An 11,731-nucleotide genomic window follows, 5' to 3' on the forward strand; every position below is an offset into this window, starting at 1 on the left:
CCCCGTCGCACATTGTTCTTGAAACGCGCGCCAACGGTGCGTGTTTTTTACTGTCTGGAGGGCGCAGCTTGACTGCAACGAAATCCACGGGTCGCCGCAGCGTATGGCTGGCGACGTCTTCACTCATGGCCAGCACGGCCGGTGCGACCCTTCTGGCATTGACGGGCGTCGCCCTCACGCCGTCGGCGGCCCTGGCCATCGATGAATGCGGCGTCGGCGCGACCGTCACCTGCACCCCGGCCGGCAATCCCTATCCGAACGGCATCTTCTACGTTCCGGCGACGGACTTCACGATCAACGTCGAACCCGACGTGATCGTCGACACCAGCGGCAGCCTCAACATCGGCCTGTTCGTCCTCCAGGGCGGTCTGACCGAGTCGATCACGGTCAATGCCGGCACGGGCGTCTTGATCAACACGACCGACGATGGCGCGTTCGGCGCCCTGCTGGCGACCAACGCCGGCGCGATCACGGCGGACTTCGACCGCATCACCACCTCCGGCGTCAACGCCAGCGGCCTGTTCGCGAGTTCAGCGGACGGCGCGGTGGATGTGTCGGTCAATTCGGTCATCACCACGGGCGCCAACGCGACCGGCGTTAACGCCAACACCAATACCGGTTCGGTCACGGTCGACGCGGTTTCGGTCCGCACCGAAGGCGTGGGCGCCGAGGGCGTCGTCGCGACCAGCGACACCGCGCCTGTGATCGTCCGCGCGACGACCGTCCGCACGCTCGGCGCCGGGTCCAACGGCATCCGCGCCTCCAGCGGCTTCGGCGCTGTCACGGTCACCAGCACAACCCTGTCCACCACGGGCGCCAACGCCGTCGGCATCCAGGCGTCGAGCACCAGCGCGACGGCCACGGTCAACAGCGGGTCGGTGGTCACCACCGGCAGCAATGCGACCGGCATTCTGGTGAACGCCAACCGGAACGGAACCGGTGTGGTCAACAGCCAGTCCGTCAGCGCGACGGGTCAGGGCAGCGAGGGCATCGTCGCGTACGGCGGCAACGGCGTCACAGTGAATGCCGCCGTCGTCACGGCGGACGGGGACGCTATCGTCGCCTCCAGCCTGCCGCTCTTCGCCTTCGGCCCCCCGCCGCAGACGGGCAATGTCACCGTGGCCACCACGGGCGACATCAGTGCGACCACCGGCACGGCGATCGACGCGTCCAGCGCGCGCGGCACGGTGCTGATCACCACGGCGGCGGGTACGACCCTGACCGCCGGGACGATCGGGATCAACGCCCGCTCGACAGGTATCGGCGACGGCGGCGTTGACGGCGTCAATGACGGCAATGTCACGGTCGTCAGCAATGGCGCGATCGGTACGACCGTTACGTCGGTCGGCGGCAACGGCGTTCAGGCGACCATCACCCAGCCCACCAGTGCGGGCGCCATCAGCGTCACCACCGCCTCGGTCTATGCGGGCGGCAACGGGATCCAGGTCGCCAACGGCGGCACGGGGACCTCGACCGTCTCGACCACCGGCACGGTCCGGGGCGTCGCTGACGGCGTCAACCTGACCAGTAACGGCGCCTTCAGTGTCACTGCCGGCGGCGTCGTGCAGGGCGGCGCCAACGGTATCCAGACGTCCGGCGTCAACGGCGGCGTCGTCAACGTGCTGGCCGCCGGTTCGGTTCGCGGTCTGGGCACAAGCGCGGCCACGGCCGTTGTCGACGTGACCACCACGGCCGGTCAGACGACCACGATCAACAACGCCGGCCTGATCCGCTCGACCAACGCCACCATCCTCGGCGCGGCCGGCGACCTCGCCATCCGCGGCACGGGCGGGTCGGTCACGGTGAACAACAGCGGCCGCATCGACGGCCGGATGGACTTCTCCGGACTGGCCGCCGGTTCGAGCGTTCTGGTCAACAACACCAGCGCGACGTCCTGGCACACCACCGGCCTGACGACCTTCAGCGCCGGCAATGACACCGTGGCCAACACCGGCGTGGGCCTTCTGGCCACCAGCGGCGCGACCACGTTCGACTTCGGCGCGGACACCGGCGTCGCCCCGCGCGACGTGCTGACCAACAGCGGCCGGATCGTCGTCGGCGAAACCGCCGGCGCCTCGACCTTCACCCTCACGGGCCTGGAGCGCTTCAACAACTCCGGCCTGATCCTGCTGGGCAGCCTCAACGGGACCACCTCCGACGGTGAGACCAATGATCGCCTGGTCATGTCCGGCACGGGCATCGGCACGAGCTTCGTCGGCTCCGGCGGGTCGGTCGTGGCGCTTGACGCCTCGCTCGGCGCGACCGCCCAGGTCAACTGCGCTGCGGCGACCGTCGCCGACTGCCTCAGCCTTCCGGGCGGCGCGGTCTCCGGCCTGACCCTGATCCGGGTCAACAACACCAACGCCGGTCCGGGCGGCATGAACAGCGGCATCGTGCTGGTCGACGCGACGGGCGGCTCGATCGCCGCCGGTTCGCTGCGGCTGGATCCGGCGTCGAGCGGCTACACCACCCGTGGCGGCGCCGGCGCACTCGACACCGGCCTGTTCTTCTACACCCTGGTCCCCCAGGGCGCGGCGCAGATGGCCCTGGTCAGCGCGCCGGACAGCGAGGCCTTCGAATTCGTCGGCCTCGTCCAGGCCGGCAATCAGGCCTGGTACACCACGACCGGCGTCTGGTTCGACCGTCAGGCCGACCTGCGTGATGGTCTGGAAGGCAACGGCCAGTCCGGTTCGGGAATCTGGATGAAGATCGTCGGCGCCGAAGCCGAACGCGACCGGATCCAGACCTACTCCGGCCCGGCCGGCGCGTTCACCTTCGACACCGGCTATGAACAGAGCACGGTCGCCCTGATCGGCGGCGTGGATCTGGTCCGCGGCGGTGGCGATACCTCCGCCTGGGTGTTCGGCGCCAGCGTCGGCTATGTCGACTCCGACGTCAGCTTCGCGAACTCGCAGACCATGGCGAGCATGGAGGGCGGCCTGTTCGGCCTCTATGGCAGCTATGTCGCCGGCGGCCTGTTCCTCGATGCGACCGTCAACGCGCTGAAGCTGGACGTGGCCTACGCTACGCCGAGCCTCAACAACGGCGCACTGATCAACGAGCCGGCGTCCGGCGAACTCTCGAGCCTGGGTGTCCAGGTCGAGGGCGGCTGGCGCTTCGCCCTTGGCCAGAGCGCCTTCATCGAACCCGTCGCCGGCGTCAGCTACGTCAGCACCACGATCGATGATCTGGCGGTCCGTGGCGGCGTTGTCTCGTTCGACGACGCCACCAGCATGCGCGCCAATATCGGCGCCCGGATCGGCACGCTCGTCGAGATGGACACGATGAAGGTCCAGTTCACGGCCATCGCCCGGGCCTGGAACGAGTTCGACGGCGACGGCCAGACCACGCTGGTCAACTCCGGTCCCGATCTGATCGTCGACGACCAGTTCGAAGGCATGTTCACCGAGGTCGGCGGCGGCATCAACGTGTTCGGCAAGGATGAGCGCGTCTCGGCCTTCCTGAACGCCAGCTACCGCTGGAACGACGAATGGACCGATACGGCCGTCACGCTCGGCGCCCGCTACCGCTGGTAGGCCGCCTGGGCCGGCGCGGACGCGATTGTCCGCGCGGGACCGGACAGCCCCGAAGACAGAACGCCGCTCCGGATCTCCGGGGCGGCGTTTCTGCGGTCAGGACACTGGGCGAACCGCCGACGGTCCGCCTATGCTCCGGTGGAGGGACCGGCCGAAGGCCGGTCGCCGCGCCTTGATCGGAGCGCTGACATGGTTCGACAGGTCTTCCGGCTCGGCGCCGGCATCGCCGCCATGCTTGTCCTGGCCGGTGACGCCGATGCGCGCGGATGGGTCTGGATCAAACAGGCCGGCCCCAACCCGGTGGCGGCGATCGGCGACGGCAAGGGCTCCAGCATCAGCGTCACCTGTCTGAGCGGTCGAGATCCGGTCTATCTGCTGGTCGCGCGCGGTCCGGCCCGGGGCCTGAAGGCCGGGCGTAGCGTGAAGGCGGTCATCGAAGGCCGCCGCCGCGTTCCGTTCCGCTTTGACTCGGTCCGGCTGGAGCCCGGCGGAGTCGCCCAGCTGACGAGTCGCGCCGGCTATCGCGGCAGCACCGGCGACCAGTCCGGAACCCTTGAAGCCATCGAGTCGATGGCGACGGCCAGGGGACCGATCACCGTCGCAAGCGGCGGCTTCCGGTTCAGCGTCACCTCGCTGGGCGCGAAAGCCGCCATGGCCCCGCTGATCAAGCGGTGCGGCAACCTCAAGTCCATGATCAAGCGCGCCGAGGCTCGCGAGGGCGAGCTGAACTAGCCGGCGTCGGCGAGCGTCGGGAAGTCGGTGTAACCGCGCGCGCCGCCGCCGTAGTAGGCCTGACGCGGCGCGTCGACGATGGGCGCGTTCCGGCGCAGGCGTTCCACCAGATCAGGGTTGCCGATGAAGGCGCGGCCGAAGGCGACCATGTCGGCGGTGTCTTCGGCCCGGGCCTTCAGCGCCAGGTCGCGGTCATAGAGGTTATTGGCGATGGTCACGCCCTTGAACAGCCGGCGCACCTTCTGCAGGTCGAACGTCGGCTCGCATTCGCGGGAGATGCCGGTGTCGCCCTCGACCAGATCCAGCCAGCCGATCTTCAGGTCGTTCAGCCGCTCGACCACATAGGTGAACAGCGGCTCGGGGTCGCTGTCCCAGGCGTTGTAGGCGTGGCCGATCGGCGCCAGCCGGATGGCGACGCGGGCCGGGCCCCAGACTTCGACCAGCGCCTGAAGGGTCTCGACCAGCAGGCGGGCCCGGTTCTCGATCGAGCCGCCGTAGGCGTCGGTCCGCTTGTTGGTCATGTCGCGCAGGAAGGCGTCGATCAGATAGCTGTGGGCGGCGTGCAGCTCGACCCCGTCGAAGCCGGCGGCCTTCGCCCGCACGGCGGCGGCGCGGAAGCTTGCGACAAGGCCGGGCAGCTCGCCGAGGTCGAGGGCGCGGGCCTCCTCGTATTCGGCAAACCCGCTTTCGACGAACATCTGGCCGGGCTGCTTCATCGGGCTGGGCGCGACGGGCGCGCCGGCGCCGTTGGACAGGGACGAGTGGCTCAGCCGCCCGGCGTGCCACAGCTGGCTGAAGATCAGGCCGCCCTTCGCGTGCACCGCGTCGGTGACCTGTTTCCAGCCCTCGATCTGATCGTCGTCCCACAGGCCCGGGCAGTAGGCGCCGCCGCGACCGCCCGGCGTGACCGCCGTGGCCTCGGTGATCAGCAGGCCCGCTGTCGCCCGCTGGGCATAGTATTCGGCCTGCAGCGCACCGACCTTGCCGGCCATGTCGGCCCGGGTGCGCGTCAGCGGCGACAGGGCGATACGGTTCTGCAGGCGCAGGCCGTTGGCGTCGAAAGGGTCGAACAGGTCGGTCATGGTGTGGCTCCGCCAGCGTCAGGACAACAGCCTGCCGCGTTCCGTGGGGAAAGGCGCAAGGGGGTTTGTGATCCCGCGCGAAGCGTCCGACACTGGCGTTCAGAACAGCAGGCAGCCGGGGAGGGCGCGACCATGAACCATCCAGATTCGAGAACCCGTTGGGCCCTGGCGGCTGCCGGACTGCTGGCTGCGGTCTGCGTCAGCGGCCTGGCGGTGGCCCAGGTCATCCCGCGCGTGGGTTACCTCGGCGAGGCGGCCGGCGACACCCTCGACCTGCTGGATCCGCCGCCGGCCGCCGGCTCGCCGCGCGACGAGGCCGATCGGGCGATCTTCCGGGCCACCCGGGCGATGAAGGGATCTCCGCGATGGGCCATGGCCCAGGCCGACTTCAACGAGCGGATGGTGGTCAGCAACATGAGCTGCGCGATCGGCGTGAAGATGGATCTGGCCGCCCTGCCGGCGACCACCAAGCTGATCCTGCATATGGCGCCGGACATCGCCCGCGCGGTCAACACGCCCAAGGCGTCGTACGGCCGGGCGCGGCCCTACAGGGTCGATCCGGGCGAAACCTGCGGCGTGCTGCCCGACAGTGAAGCCAACTTCGACTATCCGTCCGGCCACTCCGCCTGGGGCTGGGCCGTGGCCCTGGTGCTGGCGGAGATGCTGCCCGAGCGCGCCGACGCGATCCTGATGCGCGGCCGCGCCGTGGGCGATGGCCGGGCGATCTGCGGGGTGCACAACTACAGCTCGGTGGTCGCCGGCCAGTCCGTCGCGGCGGCGATCGTCGCCGCCGAGCACGGCAAGCCGGAGTTCCAGGCCGACTTCGCCGCGGCGAAGGTCGAACTGGAGGCGGCCTTGAAGGCGCGACCGTTCACCGAAGGGTGCGAGGCCGAGGCGAAGGTGCTGGCGACTCCGGCCTGGTGACGGCGAGGGGAGATGCACTCTGAGTGCGTGTCCCCGTTTTCGTCTCAGTTCACCGGCGGCAGGAGCTCGGCGAGGCCTTCCCACTCGGGGTCCTCGAACACCGTGAATTCCAGCGGGTATTCGGGATGGCTGCTCAGGGCCTCGTTCAGCGCCCCGAAGAAGGCCTCGGGATCGCGGGTGTAGTAGCGCCATTCCCGAACGCCGCCGCCGGTCAGGCTGGCGACCTGGGCGCCATGACCCTGGGCGTCGACCTGCCCGAGCAGGGCATCCTCGAAGGCGTCCTGCAGGCCGCTCTCGACGTCATCAGGCATGCCGTCCTCGTCGGCCGATTCACAGGACCAGCCGATCTGCACGAGATGCCGCCACGCCTCGCGCGCCGCCGGAGCGGGCAGGTGCGAGCGGAACCGGACGATCATCGACACGCCGTCGGGCGCCTCGGCCTCACCGACGCTCCACAGGTCATCGTCGAACGGACCGATCGCCATCGCCCTATTTCACATTGCCGCAGAAGCGCTGGATCCGGCCGCAGGCGTCTTCGAGGATGTCCTCGCTGGTCGCATAGCTGATGCGGAAATAGGGCGAGAGACCGAACGCCGCGCCGTGAACGACTGCGACGCCTTCGCTCTCCAGCAGTTCGCTGGCGAAGTCCTCGTCGGTCTCGATGACCTTGCCGCTGGGGGCGGTCTTGCCGATCAGGCCGGCGACCGAAGGATAGACGTAGAAGGCGCCTTCCGGGGTCGGGCAGTGGATGCCGGCGGCCTGGTTGAGCATCGAGACCACCAGATCGCGGCGGGTCTGGAAGAGCTTCGCGTTCGGCTTGATGAAGTCCTGCGGACCGTTCAGCGCCTCGACCGCCGCCCACTGGCTGATCGACGAGGGGTTGGACGTCGTCTGGCTGATCATCTTGCCCATGGCCTTGATCAGCGCTTCGGGACCGGCCGCATAGCCGATGCGCCAGCCGGTCATGGCGTAGGCCTTCGACACGCCGTTCATCGTCAGGGTGCGGTCGTAGAGCTTCGGCTCGACCTGGGCGATGGTGGTGAACTCGAAGTCGTCGAACACCAGGTGCTCGTACATGTCGTCGGTCAGCACCCAGACCTGCGGGTGGCGCAGCAGCACGTCGGCCAGGGCCTGCAGGTCGGCGCGGGTGTAGGCGCCGCCGGTCGGGTTGGACGGGCTGTTGAGGATCAGCCAGCGGGTGCGGGGCGTGATCGCCGCTTCCAGCGCCGCCGGGCTGAGCTTGAAGTTGTTGTCGGGCGAGGTCTCGACCGACACCGGCTCGCCGCCGGCCAGCAGGACCATGTCCGGATAGGACACCCAGTAGGGCGCCGGGATGATCACCTCGTCGCCGGGGTTCAGGGTGGCCATCAGGGCGTTGAAGATCACCGGCTTGCCGCCCGGCGCCACGTGAACCTGGGCCGGGGTGTAGGTCAGGCCGTTCTCGCGGGCGAACTTGGCGCATATCGCGGCCTTGAGTTCGGGCATGCCGTCCGGGTCGGTGTACTTCGTCTTGCCGGCGCGGATCGCGGCGATGGCCGCTTCCTTGATGTTGTCGGGGGTGTCGAAGTCCGGCTCGCCCGCGGACAGGGCGATCACATTGCGGCCGGCGGCCTTCAGGGCGCGCGCCTTGGCGCTGACCCCGATCGTGGCGGACGGCTTGATGCGGCGAAGGGCTTGCGACTCGATCGACATGGTTCTGCGGGGCTCCCCGGACTCGGTGTGTCAGGATTGCCCGGGGTCATAGACGCGCCCGTGCTGCGGCGCAACGAAACGGCGGCAGGTCAGGCCCGTTCGGCTGCCAGTCCAAGGCCCAGGCGCCGCTGGATGTCGCGCCACAGGCCGGCCATCTCGCGGGCGGCCGTCGACGTCGGGTCCCATTCGGCCGCCGAAACGCCGTGCGCGATCGCCGCCTGGTAGACGGCCCGGGAGCGCAGGCCGACGGTGGCCAGCGGCAGGCCACCGAAGCGCAGGGCCTCGATCGCGCGCAGAACGGCGGGCGGCTCGATCCCCTTGCGGCTGGGCGGCGCCTGGTTGAGGACCACCAGGCCCGTGCGCCCCAGTCGACGCACCGCCTCGGACGAACGCACCACCGATGCGACATCGAGGAAGTTGGGCCGGCTGACCAGCAGGCACAGGTCCGCAAGGTTCATCGCCAGCGCCACCTCGGCCTCGGGCGTCGACGGCGTGTCGATGACCAGCAGGTCGACGCCTTCGCGACCCGCGGCCATGTGCAACTGGAACAGCTTGCCCGCCGTGGTCTCGATCAGCGCCGGGCCGGGACGGGTTCGCGCCTTCAGCGCGTCTGTCGCTGAGCGTTGCGGGTCGATGTCCGCCAGCATGACGCGGGCGCCGCCGGCGAATGCGGTCAGGGCGAGGTTCACCGCCACCGTGGTCTTGCCGACACCGCCCTTGCGGGAAGTCACAACAATCGTCTTCATCGTAGCCCCGACCCCCGTCGCGGATTTACGTTCCGTTAACGCAACGGGCCCGCGCCTTCCCGCGTCAATGCCGGGAGGCGCCCGATATGGGCGTTGAGGGCAGATGACCGAACATTGATCGTTTTCGCGTCGTTCCGATGACAACAGCGGCGGTCGTCAATGCGCCGTGATCCCGCTTGACCCTCCGGGTGTGATCGGCGAGGCCTTGGGCATGAAGCGCGCCTTCCAGTTTCTGATGAACATGGACGCCAAGGCCTGGCGGACCGTGGTCGTCGCCTTCCTGCTGTTCGGGGGCGTGGGCGTGGTGTTCCTGTTCGCCGCGCCGCTGCTGGGTCTCAATGGCGAGGCGGCGGTCGAGCAATGGCTGGGCGCGGCGCATGGCCTCTGGGCCCTGCCGGTCGCTGTCAGCGCATTCGCGGTGCTGGCCTTTGTCGGCGTGCCGCAGTTCGTCCTGATCGCCGCTGCAGTGGTCGCCTTCGGGCCGTGGACGGGCCTCGCCTACAGCTGGATCGGCACTCTCGTGTCCTCGACCATCGGCTTCTGGCTGGGTCGGGCGTTCGGCGGGCGGCTGATCCGCGATGTCGCCAGCGAAGGCCTCGCGCGGTTCATGAAGCTGATCGGCCGCAATGGCTTCATGGCCAGCCTGATCGTGCGGCTCGTGCCGGCGGCGCCGTTCATCGTCGTCAATATGGCGGCCGGGGTCGCGCCGATGCGCTTCCGCGACTTCCTGGGCGGGACGGCGATCGGCATTGTTCCCAAGATCGCCCTGACGGCCTTCGCCGGCAATTCGGTGGTGCAGATCGTGCGCGGCGGCGGGATGCAGCATGTCGTGTTGATCGCGCTGGCGGCCGTCATCTGGGTCGGCGGCGCCTGGGTGGCGCGGGGCTGGCTACGGCGCCGGGAGGATGCGGCCGAACGGGAGGACGCCGGGAGCTGATCCCGGATCACTCAATGTAACCGGGGTTACAAAGGGCTTGGCGGCGACCCTCTAGGGTCGGATCAATCACGAGTCTCCGGGGAGGATTCCATGCGCCGACTGTCTGCCGTCCTGATGGCGTCCTTGCTGCTGGCCGCGCCGGCGCGCGCCGCGGAGGCGCCTTCCACCGCCACGATCCGGGCGCAGGCCGCGCTCAAGAAATCCCTGCCGTTCGAGGATCGCCAGGATTTCGACTTCGCCACGCGCGGCTACGTGGGCACGCTGGCCGATCCGGTGATCCGCAGGGCCGACGGCGTCGCGGCCTGGGACCTGACCGCCTATGACTTCCTCCAGGGCGAGGCGCCGGACACGGTGAACCCCAGCCTTTGGCGTCAGGCGCAGCTGCTGTCGAAGAGCGGTCTGTTCCAGGTCAGCGAGACCGTCTGGCAGGTGCGCGGCTTCGACGTCTCCAACATCACCTTCATCAAGGGCCAGACCGGCTGGATCGTCATCGATCCCTTGACCACGGCGGAGGTCGCCAAGGCGGCCTATGCGCTGGTGACCGAGAAGCTCGGCGCCCGGCCGATCGTGGCGGTGATCTACACCCACAGCCACACCGACCACTTCGGCGGCGTGAAGGGCGTGATCAGCCAGGCTGACGTCGACGCCGGCAAGGTGCAGGTGATCGCGCCGCACGGCTTTCTCGAGGAAGCCGTCAGCGAGAACGTGATCGCCGGTCCGGCCATGAGCCGCCGGGCCAACTACCAGTTCGGCACGGGGCTGGCGCCGGGCCGGGACGGCCAGATGACCTCCGGCATCGGCAAGGGCATCTCGCGCGGCACCATCACCCTGATCGCGCCGACCGTGAGCGTTCACCGGACCGGCGAGATCCTGACCGTCGATGGCGTCAGGATGGAGTTCCAGGTGACGCCGGGCACGGAAGCGCCGGCCGAGATGAACATCTACTTCCCGGACCTGAAAGTCCTCTGCATGGCCGAGAACGCCAATGCGACCATGCACAACGTGCTGACGCCGCGCGGCGCGCTGGTCCGGGATGCGAAGGCCTGGGCGGGCTATCTGTCGGAGTCGATCGGCCTCTATGGCGACCGCACCGAGGTGATGTTCACCAGCCACGGCTGGCCGAGGTTCGGCGGCGACGTGGTGCGCAGCTATCTGGCGAGCCACCGCGACGCCTACAAGTTCCTGCACGACCAGACCGTTCGCCTGATGAACCAGGGCTATGTCGGCGCCGAGATCGCCAACCGGATCGCGCTGCCGCCGGTTCTGGCCCGCGAGTGGTTCAACCGCGGCTACTACGGCACGATGAGCTTCAACAGCCGGGCGGTCTATCAGCGCTACATGGGCTGGTACGACGCCAATCCGGTGCATCTGGCGGTGCTGCCGCCCGCGGACGAGGCGGGTCGCTATGTCGAGGCCATGGGCGGTGCGGGCAAGGTGATCGCGCTGGCCCAGGCCGCCCACGACAAGGGCGACTACCGCTGGGCCGCGACCTTGCTGAACAACGTCGTACTGTCGGCGCCCGCCAACATGGAGGCGAAGGAGGCCCTTGCCCGCGCCTATGACCAGATGGGCTACCAGGCCGAGAGCTCCCTGTGGCGGAACATGTACCTTATGGCCGCCGCCGAACTGCGCGGCGGAATCCAGGCGAGCCTGTCGGCCGGCTCGCCCGACATGGTCGCCAACCTGCCCACGCCGATGATCTTCGATCTGCTGGCTGTGCGTCTCGATCCCGCCAAGGCCGGCGACGCCGAACTGCGGATCCTGTTCGTCTTCCCGGACCGCAACGAGCGCTATCTGGTGCAGGTGCGGAACCAGGTGCTGACCGCCGAGCCGGCGGGCGATGGGGTGAAGGCCGACGCCACCCTGACCCTGCCGAGGGCTCTGCTGCTGCAGTCGCTGTTCACCGGCGCGCCGCTTGGACCGAAGGTCATGTCGGGCGAGGCCAAGATCCAGGGCAGTCCGCTGGCGCTGCAGAAGCTCGTCGGCTGGTTCGACCGGCCGGCGGGCGCCTTTCCGATCGTGACGCGACCGGAGTAGGCCCGCACACGGACGGAAAGTTCTTGCGCAGGACGCGGTGTGTGG

Annotated in this window: 9 protein-coding genes; 5 read left to right on the plus strand and 4 right to left on the minus strand. The window is 69.0% G+C overall.

Going from position 1 to position 11,731, the window contains the following annotated elements; all coding sequences use genetic code 11:
- Positions 1–125 precede the first annotated feature (125 nt).
- Positions 126–3,536: an autotransporter domain-containing protein gene (locus tag AC3WJT_RS06815; RefSeq protein ID WP_492342311.1), complete on the plus strand. Its 3,411-nt coding sequence runs from the start codon at positions 126–128 to the stop codon at positions 3,534–3,536.
- A 189-nt stretch (positions 3,537–3,725) separates the two neighbouring features.
- A complete protein-coding gene (locus AC3WJT_RS06820) occupies positions 3,726–4,268 on the plus strand; it encodes a hypothetical protein (RefSeq protein WP_492342312.1) in 543 nt (180 codons plus the stop codon).
- Here the strand turns inward: AC3WJT_RS06820 and AC3WJT_RS06825 are convergent.
- Positions 4,265–5,350, minus strand: a complete 1,086-nt coding sequence (locus AC3WJT_RS06825; protein ID WP_492342313.1) for an alkene reductase — start codon at positions 5,348–5,350, stop codon at positions 4,265–4,267. The genes AC3WJT_RS06820 and AC3WJT_RS06825 overlap by 4 nt on opposite strands.
- Positions 5,351–5,482: 132 nt before the next feature.
- Between AC3WJT_RS06825 and AC3WJT_RS06830 the strand changes: the two genes are divergently transcribed.
- Entirely contained in the window at positions 5,483–6,274 is a 792-nt protein-coding gene (locus AC3WJT_RS06830; protein ID WP_492342314.1) for an acid phosphatase, read from the plus strand.
- Between the two features lie 44 nt (positions 6,275–6,318).
- Here AC3WJT_RS06830 and AC3WJT_RS06835 read toward each other — a convergent pair whose 3' ends face one another.
- The 3 genes from AC3WJT_RS06835 to AC3WJT_RS06845 form a co-directional block, all read right to left on the minus strand.
- Complete coding sequence (locus tag AC3WJT_RS06835) at positions 6,319–6,759, minus strand: DUF695 domain-containing protein (RefSeq protein ID WP_492342315.1); 441 nt, start codon at positions 6,757–6,759, stop codon at positions 6,319–6,321.
- A gap of 4 nt (positions 6,760–6,763) precedes the next feature.
- Complete coding sequence (locus tag AC3WJT_RS06840; RefSeq protein ID WP_492342316.1) at positions 6,764–7,966, minus strand: pyridoxal phosphate-dependent aminotransferase; 1,203 nt, start codon at positions 7,964–7,966, stop codon at positions 6,764–6,766.
- Between the two features lie 89 nt (positions 7,967–8,055).
- On the minus strand, positions 8,056–8,712 hold the full coding sequence (locus tag AC3WJT_RS06845) for an AAA family ATPase (RefSeq protein WP_492342317.1): 657 nt from the start codon (positions 8,710–8,712) through the stop codon (positions 8,056–8,058).
- A 211-nt stretch (positions 8,713–8,923) separates the two neighbouring features.
- Between AC3WJT_RS06845 and AC3WJT_RS06850 the strand changes: the two genes are divergently transcribed.
- On the plus strand, positions 8,924–9,649 hold the full coding sequence (locus tag AC3WJT_RS06850; protein ID WP_492342318.1) for a TVP38/TMEM64 family protein: 726 nt from the start codon (positions 8,924–8,926) through the stop codon (positions 9,647–9,649).
- Positions 9,650–9,739: 90 nt separating this feature from the next.
- Positions 9,740–11,686 carry an alkyl/aryl-sulfatase gene (locus AC3WJT_RS06855; RefSeq protein ID WP_492342319.1) on the plus strand — a complete coding sequence of 649 codons (1,947 nt, stop codon included), beginning with the start codon at positions 9,740–9,742 and terminating at the stop codon, positions 11,684–11,686.
- Positions 11,687–11,731 lie beyond the last annotated feature (45 nt).

This window comes from Caulobacter sp. FW305-C-30-S16, from assembly GCF_058783025.1.